This is a genomic window from Stenotrophomonas sp. SXG-1, from assembly GCF_014083965.1.
Classification (GTDB): Bacteria; Pseudomonadota; Gammaproteobacteria; order Xanthomonadales; family Xanthomonadaceae; genus Stenotrophomonas; species Stenotrophomonas geniculata.
The window spans coordinates 4,030,417-4,052,723 of the sequence record NZ_CP046588.1 but is presented as its reverse complement, the minus strand read 5'-3'; the positions used below and the strand labels follow the sequence as shown (position 1 = coordinate 4,052,723).

At 67.6% G+C, this 22,307-nt stretch carries 19 protein-coding genes; 7 read left to right on the top strand and 12 right to left on the bottom strand.

Going from position 1 to position 22,307, the window contains the following annotated elements; translation table 11 throughout:
- Window positions 1-144, bottom strand: coding sequence for a hypothetical protein (locus GOC52_RS18470; RefSeq protein ID WP_167345302.1), 144 nt, complete (start codon window positions 142-144; stop codon window positions 1-3).
- Between the two features lie 98 nt (window positions 145-242).
- Between GOC52_RS18470 and GOC52_RS18465 the strand changes: the two genes are divergently transcribed.
- Entirely contained in the window at window positions 243-1,142 is a 900-nt protein-coding gene (locus GOC52_RS18465) for a LysR substrate-binding domain-containing protein (RefSeq protein WP_191850104.1), read from the top strand.
- Window positions 1,143-1,233: 91 nt separating this feature from the next.
- Here GOC52_RS18465 and GOC52_RS18460 read toward each other — a convergent pair whose 3' ends face one another.
- From GOC52_RS18460 to GOC52_RS18450, 3 genes are all read right to left on the bottom strand, one after another.
- Window positions 1,234-1,950, bottom strand: a complete 717-nt coding sequence (locus tag GOC52_RS18460) for an ABC transporter substrate-binding protein (RefSeq protein WP_019338955.1) — start codon at window positions 1,948-1,950, stop codon at window positions 1,234-1,236.
- A 62-nt stretch (window positions 1,951-2,012) separates the two neighbouring features.
- Complete coding sequence (locus tag GOC52_RS18455; protein WP_191850101.1) at window positions 2,013-3,536, bottom strand: carotenoid oxygenase family protein; 1,524 nt, start codon at window positions 3,534-3,536, stop codon at window positions 2,013-2,015.
- A gap of 25 nt (window positions 3,537-3,561) precedes the next feature.
- A complete protein-coding gene (locus GOC52_RS18450) occupies window positions 3,562-3,984 on the bottom strand; it encodes a DUF2141 domain-containing protein (protein ID WP_010481108.1) in 423 nt (140 codons plus the stop codon).
- 156 nt (window positions 3,985-4,140) lie between these two features.
- Here GOC52_RS18450 and GOC52_RS18445 point away from each other — a divergent pair, with 156 nt between their 5' ends.
- From GOC52_RS18445 to GOC52_RS18435, 3 genes are read left to right on the top strand one after another with little or no spacing between them, the layout of a single operon-like run.
- Window positions 4,141-5,241: a sensor histidine kinase gene (locus GOC52_RS18445; protein ID WP_010481109.1), complete on the top strand. Its 1,101-nt coding sequence runs from the start codon at window positions 4,141-4,143 to the stop codon at window positions 5,239-5,241.
- Window positions 5,238-5,876 (top strand): response regulator transcription factor, encoded by a 639-nt coding sequence (locus GOC52_RS18440; protein ID WP_152609480.1) that lies wholly within the window; start codon window positions 5,238-5,240, stop codon window positions 5,874-5,876. Before GOC52_RS18445 ends, GOC52_RS18440 begins: the two co-directional genes overlap by 4 nt.
- 22 nt (window positions 5,877-5,898) lie before the next feature.
- On the top strand, window positions 5,899-6,270 hold the full coding sequence (locus GOC52_RS18435; RefSeq protein WP_043397465.1) for a VOC family protein: 372 nt from the start codon (window positions 5,899-5,901) through the stop codon (window positions 6,268-6,270).
- A gap of 65 nt (window positions 6,271-6,335) precedes the next feature.
- On the opposite strand, the gene GOC52_RS18430 is transcribed toward GOC52_RS18435, so the two are convergent.
- Window positions 6,336-7,175, bottom strand: a complete 840-nt coding sequence (locus tag GOC52_RS18430) for an arylamine N-acetyltransferase family protein (protein ID WP_164193297.1) — start codon at window positions 7,173-7,175, stop codon at window positions 6,336-6,338.
- A gap of 202 nt (window positions 7,176-7,377) precedes the next feature.
- On the opposite strand from GOC52_RS18430, the gene GOC52_RS18425 reads away from it, so the two are divergent.
- On the top strand, window positions 7,378-9,918 hold the full coding sequence (locus GOC52_RS18425; protein WP_191850099.1) for a methyl-accepting chemotaxis protein: 2,541 nt from the start codon (window positions 7,378-7,380) through the stop codon (window positions 9,916-9,918).
- A 121-nt stretch (window positions 9,919-10,039) separates the two neighbouring features.
- Here GOC52_RS18425 and GOC52_RS18420 read toward each other — a convergent pair whose 3' ends face one another.
- The 5 genes from GOC52_RS18420 to GOC52_RS18400 all read right to left on the bottom strand — a co-directional run bounded on the left by GOC52_RS18420 (window position 10,040) and on the right by GOC52_RS18400 (window position 18,270).
- Window positions 10,040-12,562: a PepSY domain-containing protein gene (locus GOC52_RS18420; protein ID WP_191850097.1), complete on the bottom strand. Its 2,523-nt coding sequence runs from the start codon at window positions 12,560-12,562 to the stop codon at window positions 10,040-10,042.
- Between the two features lie 581 nt (window positions 12,563-13,143).
- Entirely contained in the window at window positions 13,144-13,707 is a 564-nt protein-coding gene (locus GOC52_RS18415; protein WP_191850095.1) for a TlpA family protein disulfide reductase, read from the bottom strand.
- Window positions 13,704-16,076 carry a protein-disulfide reductase DsbD domain-containing protein gene (locus GOC52_RS18410; protein ID WP_126560996.1) on the bottom strand — a complete coding sequence of 791 codons (2,373 nt, stop codon included), beginning with the start codon at window positions 16,074-16,076 and terminating at the stop codon, window positions 13,704-13,706. Before GOC52_RS18410 ends, GOC52_RS18415 begins: the two co-directional genes overlap by 4 nt.
- Complete coding sequence (cutA, locus tag GOC52_RS18405) at window positions 16,073-16,411, bottom strand: divalent-cation tolerance protein CutA (protein WP_010481118.1); 339 nt, start codon at window positions 16,409-16,411, stop codon at window positions 16,073-16,075. The genes GOC52_RS18410 and cutA overlap by 4 nt, the downstream gene beginning before the upstream one ends.
- Window positions 16,412-16,479: 68 nt before the next feature.
- Window positions 16,480-18,270, bottom strand: coding sequence for an endonuclease (locus GOC52_RS18400; protein ID WP_049480216.1), 1,791 nt, complete (start codon window positions 18,268-18,270; stop codon window positions 16,480-16,482).
- A gap of 351 nt (window positions 18,271-18,621) precedes the next feature.
- On the opposite strand from GOC52_RS18400, the gene GOC52_RS18395 reads away from it, so the two are divergent.
- Together GOC52_RS18395 and groL are read left to right on the top strand one after the other, a co-directional pair.
- Window positions 18,622-18,909, top strand: coding sequence for a co-chaperone GroES (locus GOC52_RS18395; RefSeq protein ID WP_019338944.1), 288 nt, complete (start codon window positions 18,622-18,624; stop codon window positions 18,907-18,909).
- 81 nt (window positions 18,910-18,990) lie between these two features.
- Window positions 18,991-20,640, top strand: coding sequence for a chaperonin GroEL (groL, locus tag GOC52_RS18390; RefSeq protein WP_010481124.1), 1,650 nt, complete (start codon window positions 18,991-18,993; stop codon window positions 20,638-20,640).
- Window positions 20,641-20,754: 114 nt separating this feature from the next.
- On the opposite strand, the gene GOC52_RS18385 is transcribed toward groL, so the two are convergent.
- Window positions 20,755-21,021 (bottom strand): hypothetical protein, encoded by a 267-nt coding sequence (locus tag GOC52_RS18385; RefSeq protein WP_010481126.1) that lies wholly within the window; start codon window positions 21,019-21,021, stop codon window positions 20,755-20,757.
- Window positions 21,022-21,094: 73 nt separating this feature from the next.
- Window positions 21,095-22,258 carry a serine hydrolase domain-containing protein gene (locus GOC52_RS18380; protein ID WP_191850093.1) on the bottom strand — a complete coding sequence of 388 codons (1,164 nt, stop codon included), beginning with the start codon at window positions 22,256-22,258 and terminating at the stop codon, window positions 21,095-21,097.
- Window positions 22,259-22,307 lie beyond the last annotated feature (49 nt).

Sequence of the window (22,307 nt, the reverse complement as noted above, 5' to 3'; positions counted from 1 at the left end):
TCAACGGGTTCTCGGCGGCTGAACAGGCGCAGCCGGTTGCTGCGCGCACTGCGGGGCAGGTGTGGTAGGGCTGGCCAGCTGGCGTGCCAGCTCGGTGCTGGCCACGTGGCCCTGCAGGAACAACAAGCCGCCGAAGATGTTCATGAGCGTGCCTCCACTTGAGTGGATTGCACGATACGGGCAGCATGGACGGGGAAAAAGCGACATTTCCGCAAGCGTGCCTTGAGAGGAATTCAAGCCTGATGTCCCGCCCACCGCTCCATGCCCTGCAGGGTTTCGTGGCCGCCGCCCGGCTCGGCAACCTGTCGCGCGCGGCGACGTCGATGAACCTGACCGTCAGCGCGCTCAGCCATCAGATGCGGCAGCTGGAAGAACGGCTCGGGCAGCCGCTGCTGATCCGCCAGCCGCGTGGTGTCACCCTCACCCTGGAGGGCCAGCGCCTGCTCGACCAGGTGGGTCCGCATCTGGATGCGATCAACGAAGCCTTTCAGCCCTATGCCGCACGTGCCGAGCACGTGCTGACGATCAGCGCAGTACCGTCGATGGCGTCGGCCTGGCTGGTGCCGCGCCTGGGTCACTTCGTGGCAGAGCACCCACAGATCGAGATCAACCTGCAGTCGAGTGAACGCCTGATTGATTTCGAGCGGCAGCGCCAGTTCGACGCCGCGCTGCGGCTGGGCAGCGGGCAATGGCCAGGTCTGGTGGTGGAGCCGCTGTTCGACGAATGGCTGCTGCCAATGGCGAGCCCGGCGCTGATCGAACGCATGGGAGGCGTCGACCGTGTGCCGTTGACCCAGTGGCCGCTGCTGGGTGATCCGGACGGGGCATGGGGCGCCTGGTTCGCGTTGAGCGGGCAGAGTCCGCCGTCGCGCTTCGTGGCGGTGCTGGATGATTCGGAGGCGCACCATCGCGCCGCTCTGGATGGCGTGGGCGTGGCTCTCGGGCGGGTGACGCGGGCGCGGCTGCTGCTGGATTCGGGCCAGTTGGTCGCGCTGTCCAGCCAGCGCCTGAAGACCGACTGGCCACATTGGCTGGTGTACCCACAGCGCTCGGCCAGCCATCGTGGCTTCCTCGCGTTCCGCGACTGGCTGCATGCGCAGGCCGCCGAGCACGTGCGGCACATGGCAGACGCGCATCTGTAGCGTGGCGCGGTGCTCGATCTCGCATCTGTGGAGTCGAACCATGCTCGACTGGTCTTTCGAAGAAGCAGTCGAGCATGGCCCGACTCTACAGTCACCGCACCAGCGTGACTGCCTGCCCGGCACGGGCGAACGCTTCGCCCAGCAAGGGACCGGTCTTGATCGCTTCCACCTCGTCGAACAGCGTCTGCAGTGCCTCGGCCGGGCGCGACGCTGGCGCCGCCACGGCCTGCTGGATCGCGGTGAAACGGTCGGCCAGCACGCGATGGCCGGGATGCGCCTGTGCCCAGGCCACCAGCGGCTGGCGCACGCCGGCGGCGGCATCCAGACGCTGCTGATCGAACAGGGTGATGGCCGCCGCCGAGGTCTCCGCCCGCTCGATCGTGGCGTTGCGCAGTTCACGGCTCAGGAACAGGTCATAGGCCGCGCCACGCCCCACCGCGATGCGCAGCCCTTCGCGGTCGAGGTCGGCCACCTGCTGCGCAGGGCTGTCCTCGCGAACCAGATAGGTGCCTTCGATCTCCACGTACGGGGCACTGAAGGCGATGCGGTCGGTGCGTGCCGGATCGATGGCCAGGAAAGCCAGGTCCCAGCCGTCTTCGCCCGCTGCGGCAACCACCGAGGCTGCGGCATCGTGGCAGGTGAAGCGTGCCTGCACCCCCATCCGTTGCGCCAATGCGGTAGCCAGTTCCAGCGAGGGGCCGCGCGGTGAGCGCGCATCGCCCTGTGCCAGCACCGGATTGCCCAGGTTGATCGCCACGCGCAGGAAACCGTGCGGTGCCAGCGTACTTCGATGGTCGGCCAAGGACATGCAGGACTCCACGGGGCAGGGGAGACCCAGCATGCCAACAACGGTGTCCGCGTAGCGTGGACTCAGCCGTGCGCGGCGAAAGTGCCGTGGAAGCCCAGTGGCACCGCATACGGCAGCCAGGCCTGTGCCAGCGGGCCGTCATCCACATGGCGCGCATCCAGCACCGCCAGGCCACTGCGCTTGTTGACCGGGTCAAGCAGGGTGCCGATCAGCCAGCCATCATCAGCGTCGCGGCTGCCCGGGCGCGGTACGAACACATGCTCTTCGGCCATGATGTCCGGCCCGTAGTTCCACCGCTGGCGGCGCCCGCGATCGATGTCGAACGCAGCCACGGCGTTGAAGTACGGTGCGGTGGCCGGGCCGTCGATGGTCGGCGCATACAGCCGTGCGCCACGTGTGTTCATCGAGCGCGGGTCGAACAACGGGAACTCCACCGCGCTGATGCCCAACGTCTCCCAGCGGGCCTGTCCACGACGCAGGTCCAGATGCAGCTCGACCAGGCTGGCGCCACTGTTGGCCGCATGTGCACCGTCACCGGCCATCGCTTCCTTCATCGGCGAGCGCGCCTCGTTGATGTCGTCATGGCGTACTGCGCGCAGCACGATGCCGCCATCGCGGGTGAACGCGTCGCCGAAGTGATAGATCGCCGCGAACGGGGCATCGAACCATTGCGCCTTGTCCGGCGCATCCTTGGCGACCACCGCGATACGCACAGGACGCTGCGGTGCGAACTGCATGCGCTCGAAGAAGCTGCCACCTGCGCCGGTGAAATCGAACGGCATCATGACGAACACCAGGTGCTGGTCGGTCATCGCGAAGGCATGCAGGTAGCCATGCTCGGGTGTTTCGATCACATTGGCGCTGCGCAGCTGGCCGTCCGCACCGATGTGCCAGACCAGCAGGCCATGGCCCCCCATCAGGCTGATCGAGCCGAAGTTCCAGAGGCTGCCGTCGCGATCGGTCAGCGGGTGCGCCGAGAACGGCAGCGCGGCCAGGTCCGGGCGCCAGGTGACCGGGCCGAGCGTCTGCAGCGAATCGGGGTCCACTTCGAACGCAGAACCGGATTCGCACAGCGCGAACAGGCGGCCATTGATCATCGTCACCGAGGTGTTGGCCACGTTGGCATCATCGTTGTTGCGTACCGCCAGCGCACCGGGAACGCTGGTGCCGGCAGCCGGATACTGGAAGCGGCCGGCCTTCTGTTCACGGGTGAATTTCGGCGTGGCGACCATGCGCCCGTGATGGGTCAGGCTGCCATCACCATTGAAACGCCAGCCATGCACCATGCCGTCGCCGTCGAACCAGTGGTCGTAGCGGAAGCCATCGCGCTCGGTCCACGCCGGGCCGTTGCGGTACAGCGTACCGGCCAGGCCTGACGGCAGCTTTCCCTGCAGCTGCACGGTGGCCGGGCCGAGGCTTTCGCTGCCGACGCTGCGCCAGCCGAGCAGCCATGGGTGTTCCTGCATACCCTGCGCGAACCGCGCCGGGTCGCCGGCGAAGGCGGGAGCGCTGCGCAGCGCGGTGGCGCCCAGGGCCAGGCAGGCACTGCTGCTGAGCAAGGTACGAAGGAAGCGGCGACGGTCCATGGTGGCCTCGGGTCTGGATGCGGAATCAGCGCAGGGTGATGTCGATGGCGGCGCCAGCGGCTGGCACGTTGACGCGTGCTTCGTCGAAGGTCGGCTTGCGCATCACCTGCGGGTTGTTGCTGAAGCCGTAGCCTTCCACCGGCATGCCGACCAGGTTGGTGTCGAGCTTGCCGTTGTCGTTCTCGTCGTGGGTGAGCAGCACGGCATAGCTGCCGGCCGGTATACCCTTGAACGTGAAGTGAGCGCTGTCGCCGCTGGGCGCCGCCTGCTGGGCCTGCACGGGCTTGGCCTTGCCGTCCCAGGCGGCAGCGCTGTCGACCAGCGCAACGCGCAGGGTGCCGCTCTGCGCGTGGACGTCGTGCACGGTCACGGCCAGGTCGGCGGCGTGGGCACTGGCGGCCAGGGCCAGTGCAGTCAGGGCGGTGCTGAGCAGGGCGGTGCGGATCATGGCAGTGGCTCCGGAAGTGTGTGTGGCGGTGTGGCGCCAGTCTGGGTGGCGCGGTGCACGGGGTTCAGGGCCAGTGGTCATCGATTCGACGTGCCAGAAGTCACTTTCTGCGCTGGACCCATTGCCGCCGGCGTGTGCGGCGGTCAGCATCTGGCCATGCCCAGCCTGTTCCGCCATCTCTTGCGTCCTCTCAGCCTTGCCGGCCTGGTTACCGTGCTGGCGGTGGGCCTGTCGTTCGCTGTACAGCGCAACGGTGCCGGGCTGAGCCTGCTGCTGCTTGCCGTGTTCCTGTTGCTGTTCGTGGTGCACGGGTGGGCGTCGATGCCATCCCGCGTGCGCGCCGTCGCTGCGGTGTTGCAGGCGCTGCTGGCGGTTGCGCTGGTTGCGCTGCAGCCACGTACCGGAACTGCTCCGGTGCTGCTGGTGGTGCTGGTCGCACAGCTGGCCGAGCACTGGCCGCCGCGCTTCGTGCTGGGCGTTGCGCTGCTGGCCAACCTGGCGGTGTATGCCGCGCTGCGCCACAGCGGCTTCAGCCAGCCGCTGCTGGTCGTGCTGCTCTATGGCGGCTTCCAGGCCTTCGCCGCACTGACCGCCCACTATGCCCGCAGCACGGCGCTGGCCCGCGATGACCTGGCCCGGGTCAACGCCGACCTGCTGGCTACCCGCGCGCTGCTGGCCGACAGCGCACGCGATGCCGAGCGCCTGCGCCTGGCGCGTGAACTGCACGATGTGGCTGGGCACAAGCTCACCGCGATGCGGCTCAACCTGCGCGCCCTGGCCGCTGACCCAGCACTGGCCGGCCGCGAGGGACTGGTGCTGGTGGAACGGTTGTCCGGCGAGTTGCTGGCCGACATCCGCCAGGTGGTGCAATCGATGCGCGATGATCGCGGCCTCGATCTGGCCACCGCACTGCATGCGCTGGCCGCACCCTTCCCACGACCAAAGCTGCAGCTGCAGATCGGCGACGGGGTGCGCGTGGCTGACCCGTTGATGGCCGAGACCGTGCTGCGGCTGGTGCAGGAAGCCCTGACCAACGCCGCCCGCCACGGCAATGCAGACACCGTCTGGCTGACGATCAGTGAAGAGGATTCCCGGTTGCGTATCGATATCCGCGATGACGGCCAGCGCGCCGAACGCATCCGCGAGGGCAATGGCATCGCCGGCATGCGCGAGCGCCTGGCGGCCGTACAGGGGCGTTTGGAGCTGGCGCGAACCGCACAGGGCGGCATGCACCTGACCGCATGGTTGCCGGCATGAGTGGCGCCGCGATCCGCGTTGCCCTGGCCGATGACCAGGCGCTGGTGCGTGCGGGTCTGCGTGCGCTGCTGCAGGGCCTGGGGGTAGACGTGGTGCTGGAGGCCGAAGAGGGCCAGGCGCTGCTGGACGCGTTGGCTGCCCAGCGCGTGGATGTGGTGCTCAGTGACATCCGCATGCCCGGGATGGACGGCATCGAGGCACTGCGCCAGCTGCGCGCGCGCGGTGATGCCACGCCGTGGCTGCTGCTGACCACCTTCGATGAAAGTGATCTGCTGCTGCGTGCCAGCGAGGCCGGCGCACAAGGCTTCCTGCTCAAGGACGCCGTGCCCGCAGACCTGCGTGAAGCGATCGAGCGCGTCGCCGCGGGTGAAACCCTGCTGTTGCCGGTCAGCACCGAGCCGGTGCGCGCCCGTTACCGCTTCCACGACGAAGCACCGCCCACCGATACCTTCGGGGAACGCGAAGTGGCGATCCTGCGCCTGCTGGCCGGGGGATACAGCAACAAGGAGATCGCGCGCAGCCTGTTCCTGGCCGAAGGCACGGTGAAGAACTACGTGTCGGCCATACTCGACAAGCTGGGCACCCGCGATCGCACCCGTGCAGTACTGAAGGCGATTACCCTGCGCATCATCTGAGTGGACCGAGCAAGGAGTGCCAGTGAACCCGATCCTGCATGTGGAAATCCCGACCAGTGACCTGGACCGGGCCATCACGTTCTACCAGCAATGGCTGCAGGTCGCGGTGGACGAACCTATCGTGCTGCACGACTGCCGGATGGCCTATCTGCCGTTTTCCGATGAGGCCGCCGGTGCCAGCATTGCGCTGGTGCACGGCGCGGACTACCGGCCCTCCGAGCAGGGCGCGCGCATCTACATCGGCGTCGATGACCTGGATGCGAGCCTCGACCGTGCACTGCAATCGGGAGCTGAGCTGCGCTTCGGCCCGGCCGATGCGGGTGACTGGCGTGTGGCCGAGATCCGCGACAGCGAAGGCAACCGTATCGCGCTGCAGGCCCGGGCAGTTCTGTAGAGCCGAGCCCACGCTCGGCTGCTGTTGGCCCAGCCGCCCAAACTCAGCCGAGCATGGGCTCGGCTCTACAAGAGCGCGGCGCGCGAGCGTTGCAGCCAATCATTGATGGCCGGGTCCAGTCGCGGGTCGTCCGGCAGCTGCATGCCGAAGCGCTGCTGCAGCACGTCACGCACATCACCCACATCATGCAGCGGGCGCTTGTCCGGCGCCTGCCCGGGGCGGTACTCGGTGTAGTTGCCGCTGCCGATGGTACGGCGCCAGTCCGGTCCGGTCAGCGACACGCGTAGCTGGCCCGGGAAGCTGGAATCGGGGTGGGTGCATACGTACCAGTTGCCCACCACGTTGTCGATCGGTGCAGGCGCCTGCAGATCGAAGCGGTACATCGCCCGCCAGCCGTCGCTGGATTCGGCTGACAGCACGAAGTCGCCCTCGTCAGGCAGACGCTGCAGCAGATAGCGCTCATGCGGCGTGGCCTGCGGCTGCGCATCGTGCAGGCGCAGCGGTACGGTCGGGGTCAGGCTGCCGAATCCGGCATCCACCAGCCAGTCGTCCCCATCCACATGCACGCGCAGCAGCAGATGGGTACGCGCGGTCAGTTCGCCGTCATGCGCTGCCAGCAGCACGCGCGCACTCAGCGGCTGCGCATCAAAGCCCAGTGCCTGCAGCAGGGCCAGCAGGCCGCCATTGAGTTCGAAGCAGTACCCACCGCGGCGGTCGTCAAGCAGCTTGCGTTGCACGCTGTCCAGGTCGATCGGCACCGCGTCGCGCAGCAGGCAGCTGAGGGTCTCGAAGGGCAGCAGTGCGTTGTGGCGCTGCTGCAGCAGGGTCAGGCCGGCCAGGGTCCGCGGTGGCGGCGCATCCAGCTGCAGGCGTTGCAGGTAGCGGGGGATATCGAGCGTCGTCATGGAGGCACCGGGCGGGGAGGAACGTCCACTGTGCTCCCCCAACCGGGGTTGAGGTCAAGCGCGGCGCCCGTGTCATGCCCCCGTCGCTTGCACCCTGTACAAAGGCCGCGTCCACCCGCGACGGGGGGACCCGGACGAAGAAGGCGCTAAAGTTGCCCTGAATCCGGCCGATACAGGTGCGTCTTTCCACCTGGAGTCTGTCATGTCGGCCGTTGTCCCCCACCTCCGGTCCCTGCGCACGCGCCTTGCCGCGTTGCACTCGGCGTCCCCCGGCCTGCTGCGCTGGCTGCAGCCGCATCGGCTCAGCGTGGCCAACAAGCTCAAGGCGACCCTGTGGGTCTGTGGCCTGGGCCTGGTCGCGATCGCCGCTGTCTACGCCTGGACCGGCCATGCCAACGCACTGGCTGCGCGCAGCCAGGCCAGCTACCAGCGCGGCAGCGATCTGGCCGCCAGCCTGTCCACGCGGGTGGCCGAAGCGCGTCGCCTGCAGACCCAGTATGCACGCAGTTTCGATGATGCCGACCGCGCGCAGCTGCTGGCCACGCAGAAGGCACTGCAGGTCGATCTGCAGGCGCTGCGCGCGACGCCGATGGATACTGGCCGGCGCAAGGCCCTGCAGGCGCTGACCGAAGCCGCCGACGCGTTCTCGCAGGGTGTGGCCGCCCTGTTCGAACGTGTCGACGAGATGGGTCGTGGTGATGCCGGCCTCGCCGCGCAGCTGCAGCAGGCCGCCGATACCCTGCAGGTACAGGTGGATGCGCTGCAGCGGCCGTCGTTGGCGTTGTCACTGCAGAAGATGCGAAGGCAGGAGGCACTGCTGCTGCTCGACGGTGACTCCACTCACGCCGACCGCGCCAGCGAGGAAAAGCTGCCGTTCGACCTCGCGCTGGCGGGCCTTCCCGCAGATGCGCAGGACACCCTGCGCACCGGGATGGAGGCGTATCAGGCCGCATTGCTGGGGTATACCGCTGCCCGCGTCGGCCTGGATGTGGAAGCGCAGTCGCTGCTGGATACCGCCGCGGGCGTAGCACCGGCGCTGGCCGCCTTCCAGCAGGCGCAGGTGGCGGCGCTGGCCACGGCGCAGGCGCGCCAGCAGGCCGGCGCACGCACGATGAGCGTGCTGTTCGCACTGACCCTGCTGCTGGTGGCCGGCGTGCTGATCACCAGCCTGATGCTGGTGCTGCGTGCGGTGCGCCAGCCGATCCAGGACACCCTGCGTTTCGCCAGCGATATCGCTGACGACCGCCTCGACACCACCCTGCGCGTCTACAACGCCAATGATGAGATCGGCCAGCTGGCCCAGCGCCTGGTCGACATGCAGCAGCGCCTGCGTGCGCGCATCGAGACCGAGCGTGCCGTGGCGCGCGGCAATACCCGGGTGCGCCAGGCATTGGACAGCGCGCAGACCGGGCTGATGGTGATTGATGCGGAAGGGCAGGTCGCCTACGCCAATCCGGCGCTGCTGGAGCAGCTTGACCTCCAGGTTGAAGATCTGGTGGCGAGCGATGCGGTGCGCCTGCATCCGGCACTGGCCAGCCTGGCCGGTGTGCGCCAGCGCGAGGAGCGCGAGATCGGCCATGCAGGGGTGCGCTACCAGCTGATTGCCAACGCCATCATCGACGAAGGTCAGTTCCTTGGTGTGGCGGTGGAGTGGCGCAGCCGTGCGCTGGAAACCCTGTTGGAAACCGAAGTGGCCGCACTGGTCGACGCCGCCGCGCACGGCGACCTGCACGGGCGCATCGCGCTGGAGGGAAAGCAGGGCTTTGTGCGTACGTTGTCGACCAGCATCAATCGCCTGTTGACCACCTTCGAGACCAACCTCGGCGATCTGCAGGCGCTTCTGGCCGCGCTGGCCCGCGGCGACCTCAGCGTGCGCATGGAAGGTGAGCTGCAGGGCGTGTTCGCACGCATGCGCGACGATGCCAACGCCACCGTCGCGCAACTGGGCCGCATCGTCACCCGCATCCAGCACGCCACGTCCAGCCTGGATGCCGGCGTTGGCGAGATCGTTGCCGGTCACCATGACCTGTCGCAGCGTACCGAACAGCAGGCGGTCAACCTGGAAGAGACGGCGGCGTCGATGCACGAGCTGACCGACACCGTTGGCCGCAATGCTGATGCCGCGGGCCGTGCCGACGTGCTGGTCAAGGGCGCGGCGGCAGTGGCCCAGCGCGGTGGCGAGGCCGTTGGCCAGGTGGTCGCGACCATGCAGGGCATCAGCGAGGCCTCGCGACGGATCGGCGACATCACCCAGCTGATCGATGGCATCGCTTTCCAGACCAACATCCTCGCGTTGAATGCTGCGGTGGAAGCCGCGCGCGCGGGTGAGCAGGGCCGCAGCTTCGCCGTGGTGGCCGCAGAAGTGCGCCTGCTGGCACAACGCAGCGCGGAGGCGGCCAAACAGATCAAGGGCCTGATCGAGGATTCGGTGGCGCGTGTGGGCCAGGGCAACCAGCAGGCCGAACAGGCCGGCACCACGATGGGCGAGATTGTCGGCAGCGTGCAGCAACTGGCGGATCTGCTGGCCGGTATCCGCAGCGCGTCGCAGGACCAGCATGCCGGCATCGCCCAGGTGAACCAGACCATCGTGCAGATGGAAGCCAGTACCCAGCGCAACGCCAGCCTGGTGGAAGAGGCGGGTGCTTCGACAGCGCAGATGCAGGCGCAGGTGCATGCGCTGGCGGAAGCGGTGGGCGCGTTCCGTCTGCAGTCGATGCCACAGGCGCGCGCTGCGGCGGCCTAGCCTGCGGTTCCTTGTCGGCTGGCCGGGAATCAGCAGAGCGTCGGCTCGGCTCTACATCGGCTGCAGGCACACTGTAGAGCCGAGCCCATGCTCGGCTCAGGCCAATGCGCGCTGGCAGCAATCAATACACGTCGCGGCGGTAGCGGCCGTTCTCCAGCAGTGTTTCCACCGCCTCATCACCGAGTGCTTCACGCAGCACCTGGTCCACGCCTTCGGCCATGCCCTGAAGCGAACCGCACACGTGGATGACTGCACCACGCTGCATCCAGTTGCGCAGGGCATCGGCCGCCGCACGCAGGCGATCCTGCACATAGCCACCGTCGCCATCGCGCGAGAACGCCAGGTCCACCCGCGCAAGATGACCATTGGCCTGCCAGGCCTCGATCTCGTCGGCGAACAGGAAGTCATGCGCGCGCTGGCGTTCGCCGAACAGCAGCCAGTGCCCGTGCTCGCCTGCATGCGCGGCTTCGCGCAACAGGCTGCGCAGGCCCGCGATGCCGGTGCCGTTGCCGATCAGCACCATCGGTGCACCGGCGACGCGGTGGAACCCGGGATTGCGGTGCACGCGGGCGACGAGACTGGCACTGATCGGTGCATGCAGCGACAGCCAGCCCGAGCCGAGCCCGGCGCGGCCCGTGTCGTCGTGCACCAGTCGTACCACCAGTTCCACCGCGCCATCCTCGGTGCACGAGGCGATTGAATATTCGCGTCCGGGCAGCATCGGCAGGCCGGCCAGCCATAGGCACGGATCCTGCACCGCCAGCGTGGCGTCGGCCTCGGGCAGCTCGCGTTCACTGGCCAGCGCCAGCAGGGTGCGTGGGTGGCCGTCCACCAGCAGCGGCTGTAGCGGATCCAGCCCCTGTGCCTTCAACACCGCGCTGGCATGCCGCGCGTTGTGCCGGGGCGCGATATGCAGGATGTCGCCCGCCTGCCACTGCACCTCGGCCGGTGGCGCAAGACAGATGCGCCAGATGGCGCCGCCCACGCTGCCCGGGTTGAGCCGGTCGCGGCCGAGCAGCCGCCACTCATGCATCTGCGTGGCCGCCGGCAGCACGCTGTCATCGGTGGCGATGCCGGTCAGCGCGCCCAGCTGCAGCTGCCATTGGCGCAGCGCCGCGACCGAGGCGGCATCGACTTCGATGCGGTCGAACAACGGGCGCGCGCCGTTGCCGAGCAGCCAGCCATCAACCTGGCGGCCGAAGCCGCAGTAGTGCGGGTACTGTCGATCACCCAGCGCCAGCAGTCCAAACTGCAGGCCTGACAGGTCGAGTGTCTGTGCCATCAGCCGTCGTGCAGCACCTCGCGCCGCATCCGGTGGTTCGCCATCGCCGAAGGTGCTCAGTACCAACAGCGCCTGCGCGGTGCGTGCCAGCTGCACGGCATCGACGCGGGCCAGCGGCAGCACCTGCACCGCATGACCGGATGCCTGCAGCTGCGCGGCTGCGCGCCATGCGAGTTGTTCGCCCAGTCCGCTCTGGCTGGCATGCACCACCAGCCACGGCGTGCCACCGCCATCGGCAGGCGTTGCTGGCAGCGACTGGCGCAGGCCACGCGCAGCGCGCTGGCTGCGTCGGCGGTCCAGATAGAGCATCCAGCCGGTGATGAAGAACAGGCTCATGCCCAAACTGCTGAGCATCACCACGACACGCCCGGGCACGCCGAAGTAGCTGCCCGAGTGGAGCGCGAACACGCTGGTGGCCAGCTGCGCGCCGACGCCCTGGCGTGCATAGGGGCGGGCATCGAGCGTGGCACCCGTGCCTGGGTCGAGCTGCAGCAGATCATGCGCGCGGTCATGCTGGCCGCCGCGCTGCGACGGATCACCGGCCATCACGCGTACATTCAGTGCCTGCCCGGGCTTCTCCGGCAGGCGCAGGTCGATGTAGCCGGTGCGCACGCCGGGCAGTGCGTACAGCGTGGCTTCGACGCGTTCCAGGTTCAGGGCGGCACCGGTGGCGATCTTGTGCTTGGCGGCCGGTGCGACGCCAAGCAGGGTGTTGGCGGCGCTGCGATACCAGTCGAAGGACCACCACAGGCCGGTCAGCGCACTCATCAGGTAGATCAGCAGCACCCACGTGCCGACCACCGAGTGCAGGCTCCACAGGAAGCCACGGCCGCTGCGCTTCCATTCCACCGCCAACCAGCTGCGCCAGTGCCACCAGCGCCGCGGCCAGCGCAGATAGAGGCCGGACAGGGTGAAGAACAGCAGGGCGATCGCACAGCTGCCGGTGATCCATTTGCCGCGCTCGCCGGCGGCGAGGTGGCGATGCAGGTCCTCGACGAAATCGAAGAACGCCTGCCCGCGCAGGGCGCTGAATCGCTCGCCGCTGTACGGATCGAAGTAGACCCAGTGTTCCTTGCCACCGGCGAAGCGTGCCACCGAGGGCCGCAGCCCGGTGGCATCCACGCGCAGGCGCTGCAGGGGGCGATTACTGTCGGCCTGCAGCAGCGGCACCAGCTCGCTCAGTTCAAGCGGAAGCTGACCGTCGGCATGGTGCTCGGCAATCTCGGCGAAACCGGGATTGGCCGCCCGCAGCAGTTCATCCTCGAAGGACAGCACGGCGCCGCTGAGGCCCATCACGGCCAGTACGGCGCCGGCGGTGATGCCCAGCAGCCAGTGCAGTTGGAACAGGACGTTCTTGAACATCGAAGGAGGAGGGCCAGGAAGGCTGCCGCCCGCATCCTGCGCAACAGCAAATGAGAATTAGTCGCGGAATTCTCCGTGGCGGAGGGGCTACGGTCAAGGAGGGTTTTGTTGCAGGGCTTTGCAGCCCTGCACCCGCTACAAGCCGGAGCAACGTCAACGTCAAAAGCTGGCTTTCCGTGGGTTGGCGGGGTGGGTCCGGTTGAGGGGGACGGCGCAAGTACGTCCCTGTAGCCTTGGCCACGGCATCCATGCCGCGGACACCCCCGCAACCGGACCCACCCCGCCTTCGACAGTTTTCCGCGATCTGTCGGAACGGGGTCTGACTCCGTTCTGAATATCGATATCTGACAGATGTGTCGACCAAGGTCGACACCTACCAACAGCCGCGAAGATCTGTCAGAGGTGGGGCGGTGTCGGAGTGCGGGGTGTCAGCCGCATGGATGCGGCTGCCAAGCTTACAGGGACGTACTTGCAGCGTCCCCGCACTCCGACATCGCCCCGCCAACCCGCGGAACGCCCGCTTTGGCTGTTGGCGTTGCATTGAGCCGGGTGCAGGGCTGCAAGCCCTGCAAAACCCCCCCTCACTTCACCCAGCTGTCGATCTCGCCGTGGGCGAATGGTCCCAGCTTTGCCTTCACCAGCCGCCCTTGTGCATCGAACAGCACGCTGTAGGGAAGCAGGCCCTGTGTATTGCCCAGCTGCACGCTGGCATCGCGCGGCCCCGGGGTCTCGATCACGATCGGGTAATCCACCGGGACACGCTGCAGGAAACCGCGCACGTCTTCCGGGGTATCCAGTGCCAGGCCCAGCACCTGCACACCGCTGTCGCCCTGTGCATGGGCGAAGCGGGCAAGCTCCGGCATTTCTTCCACGCACGGGGCGCACCAGCTGGCCCAGACATTGATCAACAGCGGGCGACCGGCAGCGTGCTGGCGCAGGTCCAGCGGCCGGCCTTCAAGATCGGGCAGCGACAATGCGGGCAGGCTGTCGCCAACCTGCAGGACCGGCGCCGCGGCCGCAACGGCAGGCTCCGCCGGCACGGCCTCAGGCGTCACCGGCGCCGGTGCCAATCGATGCCCGGCCCACAGTCCAAGGCCGGCGGCCAGCACCGCTGTCCACAGCAGCGCTGGCCGTTGCCACTTCATCGTGCGGTGCGCAGCAGCGCTTCCTCGACCACCGCCTGGGTCAGCAGGGTCGGCAGCACGGTCGGCGGCGCGCCGGGGCCATACACCACGTACAGCGGCACGCCCACGGCCTTGTGCTCTTCCAGGAACGTGGTGATCTGCGGATCGACGTTGGTGTAGTCCCCGCGCATGTACACCGCGTTGGTGCGCTTGAGCAGTTCCTTGAACTCCGGCCGCGACAGCACGGCGCGCTCGTTGGCCTTGCAGCTCACGCACCAGTCCGCGGTCATGTTCACGAACACCACGCGCTTGTCAGCACGCAGGCGGTCCAGCAGTTGCGGCGAGTATTCGACCATGTTGTCGGTGGCCGCCTGCGCGGCGCGCGCCGGCGGTGCCAGCTGGGTCACGCCCCAGGCCGGAACCAGTGCGCCGATCGCCAGCAGCACACCCAGCAGGGTGACGGCGCGCGAGCCGGTCCAGCGGTTGCGCTCGAACAACCACAGGCCGAAGGCGAGCAGCAGCAGGCCACCCAGCACCAGCGCCATGCCGTCCACCCCGCGCTGCTTGCCCAGCACCCACAGCAGCCACAGCGCGGTGGCATACATCGGGAAGGCCAGTACGTGCTTGAGCGTTTCCATCCACGGGCCTGGCTTGGGCAGGCGGCGCGCCAGCGCCGGCACGAAGCCGATCAGCAGGAACGGCAGCGCCAGGCCCAGGCCGAGGAACAGGAACACGGTCATCGCCTTCAGCGGCGGGGCAATGAACGCGTAGGCAATCGCGCCGCCCATGAACGGGCCGACGCAGGCACTGCCGACCACGCAGGCCAACGCACCGGTGAAGAAATCACCGGCCGGGCCACTGCGGCTGGCCAGCGACTGGCCGAGGTTGCCGATGCCGCCGCCGAGGGTGAACACGCCGGACAGGCTCAGGCCCACCGCGAACATGATGTAGGCCAGCGCCGCCACCACGCCCGGGTGCTGCAGCTGGAAGCCGATGCCGACGGCGTTGCCGATCGCGCGCAGGCCCACCATCAGCGCACCGATCACCGCGAATGCGACCAGCACGCCCAGCGTGTACCAGAGGGCATGGCTGCGTGCGCGCTGCGGGCTTTCGCCACTCTGCGCCAGGCTTAGGACCTTCAGCGACAGGATCGGCAGCACGCAGGGCATCAGGTTCAACACCAGGCCACCGGCCAGCGCCAGCAGCAGCACCCAGACGAACGAACGGTCCGGGTTCGGCGTACTCGCCGGCGGGCGCGTACGCAGGGCGTTGTCACCGCGTGCGTCGGCAGCGAACTCATTACCGTTTTCGGCGCCTGCAACGGCCGGGGTGGTGGCATCCGTATTGGGCACCGTCGGCAGCAGGCGCAGGGGGGCACCGTTGGCGCCTTCGCGTGGCGCCGCAACCAACGGACTGATCACCTCGTTGCGCGGCGGCGACTGTTCGGCGCTGGCGTTGATCTTGCCGGCCGGGATCGACAGCTTCACCCGGCGGGTCATCGGCGGGTAGCAGATGCCATCGGTCTGGCAGCCCTGGAAGGTCACCACCAGGGTGCTGTCGACGGCATCGGCGACGGCGCGGCGCAGCGGCAGCGGCACTTCCACCTGGTTGAAGTAGACCGAGACATCGCCGAAATGCTCGTCGCGATGCGATTGTGCAGCCGGCCAGCGCAGCTTGTCGGCCAGCACGCCGGTGCTGCCTTCCAGCTTCAGCGAGGTGCGGTCGCGATACAGGTAGTAGCCCGGCGCCGGGCTGAAGCGCAGCAGCAGGGTGTTGCCGTCACTGGCGATGGCGTCGAAGCCGAACGCCTGCTCCGAAGGAAGCGGCAGCGCCTGGCTGTTGCTGGCGGCACCCGGCAGGCGCAGGCCGCCGCTGTTGCCGGCACCGGCCAGCGGGTTGTTGAACGGGCTGGCGGCGCCGGTGCGCGTGGCCGGCGCCGCGGCCTGTGCGCCGCTACCGGGCAGGGTGACCTGCACCACGCGCTTCTGCGGCGGGTAGCAGACACCGGCATCGGCGCAGCCCTGGTAACGCACTTCCAGGCTGATGGTGCCGGCGGCGTCGGTCGGCGTGCCGGGCAGGGTGGCCTCCAGGCGTTCGCGATAGGTTTCGACTTCGCCGAAGAAATCGTCGTGGTGCTTGTCGCCCTTGGGCATCTGCAGCGCGCCGGCGTTGAACGCCGGATCAGCCTTGACGCTGGTGCGGTGGCGATACAGGTAGTAGCCGGGTGCGATCTTGAACTGCAGTTGCACCTGGCCGCGTTCGGGGGCGGTGGCGGTCAGCGCGAACGCCTGGTCCACCGGCAGCAGGTCCTTCTCATCCAGGGCGAAGGCGGGCAGCGAGAGCCACATCAGGGCGCACAAGGCGGCGCCACGCGCAAACAGAGTCTTCAATCAGTGTCCTCCCGGGTCTGTGCCCGGATCCAGTCCAGATACGCCGGCAGGCCGGCCCGGGTTTCGACCGCGATGCACTCCGGGAGTTCATACGGATGCAGTTCGACGATCCGGGCAATCGCGTCATCGACGCGGCTTGCGGTGGTCTTCACCAGCAGTTGCAGCTCGGCGTCGGTGGTCACCTCGCCCTGCCAGCGGTAGGTCGACTGCGCGCCATCGAGGCGGGTCACGCACGCGGCCAGGCGCTCGCCGACCAGCGCGTGCGCGATGCGCTCGGCACTGGCCCGGTCCGGGCAGGTGGTCAACAGCAGCAGGACGGGATCGACGGTCGACATGACCGTCGAGTATAGGGCCGCCGCCGGGTCAGGGCCCGGCGGCGGCAGTGGACCGCTGCGTTGCGCGGTCAGTTGGCCAGCTGGCAGGTAGCCGGCTTGGCCGAGGTGAACAGGCCCGGGGTCGCCCACTCGGGGTGGTCGATGAACGGATTGCGGTTGCCCTGGAAGCTGTAGATCACGTCATTGCGCGCACGTTCGGCATCATCCGGCGGATCGGACAGGTGCCAGTCGATCAGCGTGGACAGCAGGCCCATGTAGGCCGGCGAACTGCTGGTCTTGACGATCTTGCTGCGGTCGTCGGTCAGCTCCAGGTCCGGCTCGGACTGGCCGGTCGCCGCATCCTTGCCGCCCTCGTAGCGGATGGCCATGTACAGCACCGCACGCGCCATGTCGCCCTTGCGCTTGCCCCACACCTCGAAGGTGCCGGTGTTGCCGTCCGGCGTGCGTACCCAGTTGGAGTTGCCCGGGTAACCGCCGCTGCCGCCGCCCTGGCCGTTGTTGGCCTCGGTGGCCCGCTCGCCGCAGTTGGCGTCGCACTTGCCGAACGGCTTGTTGCCACGGTCGGCGTTCCACTGCGCGTCGGTCAGGTACAGCATGTGGGTGTCGGTATACGGCGCGTACGGCAGGCCCTTGTCACCGGTGGTGCTGGCAAAGCCCAGCGAGTTCGGCCAGGTGTGCTCGCGGTTGTACTTCAGGCCACTGCCGCTGCCGGCGCGGTCGGTCACCTTGGCGTAGCTGCGGTTGCGATACGCATCCAGGATCCTGCCGGAATTGTTCGGATCCTCGTCGGCGATTTCCAGGATGGTCCAGGTGCTGGTGCCCGAGCCGCTGTACGGATAGGCGGTATGGCCCTTTATGGTGGCGTGCAGCGAGCAGCGCAGCTGGCTGGGGCTGCTGGTGTTGACCTTTGAGTAATAGCCGGCCGGTACACCCGGATTGCCCGGGTCGGGGTTGCCGCCGGTGCTGGCCACGGTGAACGCGATGCGGCTGTCGGCCGCCGGATGCGCGCCCTGCAGGTCGGTGATGCGCGCGGCGCGGATATCGAAGCGGCAGGCTTCACCGGCCACCAGCGCGGTGTTGGTGGACAGTTTCACGCTGCGGCCGCTGGCCGGGAAGGTCAGCGGCACGCTGCCGGAGGTGCCGCAGCTCAGCGCGAATGCGCCACTGGCCAGGTTCACGGTTTCGCTGAACACCACTTCCAGATCGGCCGCGGCCGGGAAGGTGCTGCTGCCCTGTGCCGGGGTGGTGGTGGACACCGACGGCGGCGTGTTCGGGCCCGGGGTGCCGCCGCCGCTGAAGGTCTGGCCGTTGTTGCAGCTGCCAAACGTCTGCCCGGCCGATTCGGCCCAGGTGAAGTGGGCGTACTGGCTGCCGCTGCCGGTCAGCTGCAGCGAGGTGCCCGGCGCGGTGCTGTTGGTCTCGGCCACCGGGATGTTCTGGCTGGTCATGCCGGCGGCAGGGCCACCGGAGGCGGTGATGGCGCCCTCGTAGCTGAGGAACTGGACCACCTTGCCGCTGGCATCGACCAGGGCGATGCCGTCGTTCGGGCCGTTCTGGAGGCCGTTGGTCGGGTAGCTGACCACGGCCAGGGTGGCGCTGCCGCAACCGGCGGCGGTGCCGGCCGGAACCGGGTTGTTGGCGTAGACCGTGGCGGCCGACGGAGTGCTGCCGTTGTAGAGGTAGAGGCGGTAGCCGGACAGATCCTCACCGGCGGTGGCTACGACCTCGATCGCTTCGCCGACGTCACCGGCGGCGGTGCTGTCGTCATAGTGCAGTTCATTGATGAAGACCTCGGCCTGGGCCGGCGCGGCGGCCAGCGCCAGCAGGCAGGCGGCGGCAAGCGGGGACAGCAATCGCATCGACAACTCCTTGTGATTGGGAATGCGCGGCCGAGCCTAAGGCCGATCCAGTGACACTTTGTCGTAAATGAACGTCAGATATCTGACAGTGGGACATTGGTCACCAAATGTCACCCGTTCCCCCCTTGGCTTGCCGCGTTGCATCCCTATACAGGCGTCCACGCAGGGAAGGAGGTTTGCGGGTCCGGAGAAAAATTTCGGGATCGGCCCTTGAAAGGCCTGTGGAGGTCTCCATCTCTGTCGTGCTCCCGACTTGTCGGGCTTTTTCACGCGCGTTGCTGGCACTCGCCTGGTGTGACTGCTAACATCGCCGGACTTTTTCAGACCAATCAATAACTTAAGAGGTCTCTCATGAGCATCAAGCCGCTGCACGACCGCGTTGTGGTCAAGCCGATCGAAGCCGACGAAATCTCCGCCGGTGGCATCGTCATCCCCGACTCGGCCAAGGAAAAGTCCACCAAGGGTGAAGTTGTGGCCGTCGGCCCGGGCAAGCCGCTGGACAACGGCAACGTGCGCGCGCCGTCGCTGAAGGTTGGCGACAAGGTCATCTACGGCCAGTACGCCGGCAGCTCGTACAAGAGCGAAGGCGTCGAGTACAAGGTCCTGCGCGAAGACGACGTGCTCGCCATCATCGGCTGAGCCTCGGCGCGACCTGCTTTTCTGTAAGACATCCCTTTTCGTCGCCGGGCCCGGCCCGGCGCAAACATCGAGGTAATCGCAATGGCTGCCAAGGATATTCGTTTCGGTGAAGACGCCCGTTCGCGCATGGTGCGCGGCGTCAACGTTCTCGCCAATGCCGTCAAGGCCACCCTGGGCCCGAAGGGCCGCAACGTCGTGCTGGAAAAGAGCTTCGGCGCGCCGACCATCACCAAGGACGGCGTCTCCGTCGCCAAGGAAATCGAACTGGCTGACAAGTTCGAGAACATGGGCGCGCAGATGGTGAAGGAAGTTGCTTCGCGCACCAACGACGACGCCGGCGACGGCACCACCACCGCCACCGTGCTGGCCCAGGCCCTGATCCGCGAAGGTGCCAAGGCTGTTGCCGCCGGCATGAACCCGATGGACCTCAAGCGCGGTATCGACAAGGCCGTCGTGGCCGCCGTTGCCGAGCTGAAGACCATCTCCAAGCCGACCGCCGACGACAAGGCGATTGCCCAGGTCGGCACCATCTCGGCCAACTCGGACGAGTCGATCGGCCAGATCATCGCTGACGCGATGAAGGAAGTCGGCAAGGAAGGCGTCATCACCGTTGAAGAAGGCTCGGGCCTGGACAACGAGCTGGACGTGGTCAAGGGCATGCAGTTCGACCGCGGCTACCTGTCCCCGTACTTCATCAACAACCAGCAGTCGCAGACCGCTGACCTGGATGACCCGTACATCCTGCTGCACGACAAGAAGATCTCCAACGTCCGTGACCTGCTGCCGGTGCTGGAAGGCGTCGCCAAGGCCGGCAAGCCGCTGCTGATCGTTGCCGAAGAAGTCGAAGGCGAAGCGCTGGCGACCCTGGTGGTCAACACCATCCGTGGCATCGTCAAGGTCGTGGCCGTCAAGGCTCCGGGCTTCGGCGACCGTCGCAAGGCGATGCTGGAAGACATGGCCGTGCTTACCGGCGGCACCGTGATCTCCGAAGAAGTTGGCCTGTCGCTGGAAAAGGCCACCATCAAGGACCTGGGCCGCGCCAAGAAGGTGCAGGTCTCCAAGGAAAACACCACCATCATCGATGGCGTGGGTGACAAGGCTGCCGTCGACGCACGCGTCGGCCAGATCAAGACCCAGATCCAGGACACCTCCTCCGATTACGATCGCGAGAAGCTGCAGGAACGCGTGGCCAAGCTGGCCGGCGGCGTTGCCGTGATCAAGGTCGGTGCTTCGACCGAAATCGAAATGAAGGAAAAGAAGGATCGCGTCGACGACGCCCTGCACGCTACCCGTGCAGCCGTTGAAGAAGGCGTGGTCCCGGGCGGCGGTGTTGCCCTGGTCCGTGCGGTCACCGCACTGGCCGGCCTGAAGGGTGCCAACGAAGACCAGAACCACGGCATCCAGATCGCCCTGCGTGCGATGGAAGCCCCGCTGCGCGAAATCGTTGCCAACGCCGGTGAAGAACCGTCGGTCATCATCAACAAGGTCAAGGAAGGCACCGGCAGCTTCGGCTACAACGCCGCCACCGGCGAGTTCGGCGACATGCTGCAGTTCGGCATCCTGGACCCGACCAAGGTGACCCGTTCGGCCCTGCAGAACGCTGCCTCGATCGCTGGCCTGATGATCACCACCGAAGCCATGGTTGCCGAAGCTCCGAAGAAGGACGAGCCGGCCATGGGTGGCGCCGGTGGCATGGGCGGCATGGGTGGCATGGGCGGCATGGACTTCTAAGTCCCCGCTTTCACCCCGTAATGAAAAACCCCGCCGGAAGGCGGGGTTTTTTTGTGGCCTGTCGGAATCAAAATGGATCCACGCCACGCGTGGATGCCGCTGCCAGGTGTAAGTCTACCCGCGGCCCTCGCGCCGCTGCAGCCACAGGTGGGCCGCCAGCAGGGACAGCGCGCCGCCAGCAATCATCCCCTGTACCCACGGCAGCCCCGCGATCGGCGCAAGCAGCAGGCCCCCCGCCATCCCGATCAGACTGGCGCCGGCTGCCACCCGCTGACGTCGCTGCCGATGTTCAGCCTGGCGATGGCGTGCAGCGATGCGCAGACGCCGTGCATCCGGCTGCAACACCGCTTCGGCAATGGCATCGATCTCTGGGCGATTCATCCTGTCTCCTGCATTGCGTCCGTGTCTGCATGCTGCACGACTGCGGGACCTGTGTGCAACGGTAACGCTTCGATCATCTGACAAACGCTTTCGCCGCGCCGTACTCCCACTGCCACGGCACGCCGGTGTCGCCCAGCACGAACGCCACCAGGGCCGGGAAGGCCGCCTCTGCCCGCACATCGTTGCCCAGGATCACCACGCAGCGCTGGTGCTGCTCCACGCATACCAGCGTATTGCCCACCGCATCGTCGTGGCCGCCCTTGTAGAAGCCTGCGCCCTGCGGGCCGAGAAACGTCACCACGCCCAGGCCAGCCGCCAGGTCCTTGCGCTGCTGCGCCTTCGGCAGCTCCGGCTGCAGGGTGGGGAACTGGCTGGCGCTGGTGATCTGCAGCTGCGGCCGCACCAGCTCCCTGCGCATCGCCGCTGATAATCCATCGCCGCGCACGTAGCCAGCGGCGAAACGGGCCATGTCGGCGATGGTGGTATCCATTGAACCAGCCGCACGCACGCGGCTGCGCTCATCGTGCGGTTCGGCCGTACCTTCTGCCGTCCAGCCATCGGCCAGGTTGGCGGCGAAATCCGCACGCCACATCATGCTGGTGCGGGTCATGCCGAAGCGGTCGAACACCCGCTGCTGCATCAACGCGCCTACATCCTCGCCGAGCCGCCCGCGTTCGATCACGAACTGCAGCAGGATCAGCCCTTCGCCGGAATAGCCGTAGCGGCTGCCCGGATCGAAGTGGAACTTCAGCCGGCCGTCCGGTTCAAGAAACCCGAAGTTGGCAAAGCCACTGGCGTGGTTGAGCAGCAGGCGAGGGGTGAGCTGGCGCCAGCGCGCATCATCGGCCAGCACGCTGTAGTCGGCGTATTTCTTCGGCTCGGGCGGGTAGTCCGGCAGGGGCTTGTCCAGCGCCGCAGCAATGCTGGCATCCAGCTCGATCTTCCGGTCCTGCGCCAACTGTGCGACCAGATGGCCGAACGCCATCTTGGTCAGCGACGCGGCGTACATCACGGTATCGGTGCGCAGCGGCTCGCCTGCGGCATTGCGCTCGCCGTAGGCGGCCACGTGCACCACCCTGCCGCCATCTATCACCGCCAGCGCCATGCCGCGCGCGTGGGCGGCATGCATCAAGCGCTGGGCTTCGGCGTCGATGTGGGCCGGGGTGGGTAACGGGGGCGGCGCGGCCAGCACGGCCAGCGGGAACAGCGTCAGCAACAACAGGGCAGCACGGCGCATGCGTGAACCTCCTGGTGGGACGTGGCGCGATGCTACGCCGGCCCGCCGC

What these genes read in the sequence shown, in the direction of transcription:
- GOC52_RS18470 (WP_167345302.1), bottom strand. Translation starts at nt 144, where the DNA reads ATGAACATCTTCGGCGGCTTGTTGTTCCTGCAGGGCCACGTGGCCAGC.
- GOC52_RS18465 (WP_191850104.1), top strand. Translation starts at nt 243, where the DNA reads ATGTCCCGCCCACCGCTCCATGCCCTGCAGGGTTTCGTGGCCGCCGCC.
- GOC52_RS18460 (WP_019338955.1), bottom strand. Translation starts at nt 1,950, where the DNA reads ATGTCCTTGGCCGACCATCGAAGTACGCTGGCACCGCACGGTTTCCTG.
- GOC52_RS18455 (WP_191850101.1), bottom strand. Translation starts at nt 3,536, where the DNA reads ATGGACCGTCGCCGCTTCCTTCGTACCTTGCTCAGCAGCAGTGCCTGC.
- GOC52_RS18450 (WP_010481108.1), bottom strand. Translation starts at nt 3,984, where the DNA reads ATGATCCGCACCGCCCTGCTCAGCACCGCCCTGACTGCACTGGCCCTG.
- GOC52_RS18445 (WP_010481109.1), top strand. Translation starts at nt 4,141, where the DNA reads ATGCCCAGCCTGTTCCGCCATCTCTTGCGTCCTCTCAGCCTTGCCGGC.
- GOC52_RS18440 (WP_152609480.1), top strand. Translation starts at nt 5,238, where the DNA reads ATGAGTGGCGCCGCGATCCGCGTTGCCCTGGCCGATGACCAGGCGCTG.
- GOC52_RS18430 (WP_164193297.1), bottom strand. Translation starts at nt 7,175, where the DNA reads ATGACGACGCTCGATATCCCCCGCTACCTGCAACGCCTGCAGCTGGAT.
- GOC52_RS18425 (WP_191850099.1), top strand. Translation starts at nt 7,378, where the DNA reads ATGTCGGCCGTTGTCCCCCACCTCCGGTCCCTGCGCACGCGCCTTGCC.
- GOC52_RS18420 (WP_191850097.1), bottom strand. Translation starts at nt 12,562, where the DNA reads ATGTTCAAGAACGTCCTGTTCCAACTGCACTGGCTGCTGGGCATCACC.
- GOC52_RS18415 (WP_191850095.1), bottom strand. Translation starts at nt 13,707, where the DNA reads ATGAAGTGGCAACGGCCAGCGCTGCTGTGGACAGCGGTGCTGGCCGCC.
- cutA (WP_010481118.1), bottom strand. Translation starts at nt 16,411, where the DNA reads ATGTCGACCGTCGATCCCGTCCTGCTGCTGTTGACCACCTGCCCGGAC.
- GOC52_RS18400 (WP_049480216.1), bottom strand. Translation starts at nt 18,270, where the DNA reads ATGCGATTGCTGTCCCCGCTTGCCGCCGCCTGCCTGCTGGCGCTGGCC.
- GOC52_RS18395 (WP_019338944.1), top strand. Translation starts at nt 18,622, where the DNA reads ATGAGCATCAAGCCGCTGCACGACCGCGTTGTGGTCAAGCCGATCGAA.
- groL (WP_010481124.1), top strand. Translation starts at nt 18,991, where the DNA reads ATGGCTGCCAAGGATATTCGTTTCGGTGAAGACGCCCGTTCGCGCATG.
- GOC52_RS18385 (WP_010481126.1), bottom strand. Translation starts at nt 21,021, where the DNA reads ATGAATCGCCCAGAGATCGATGCCATTGCCGAAGCGGTGTTGCAGCCG.
- GOC52_RS18380 (WP_191850093.1), bottom strand. Translation starts at nt 22,258, where the DNA reads ATGCGCCGTGCTGCCCTGTTGTTGCTGACGCTGTTCCCGCTGGCCGTG.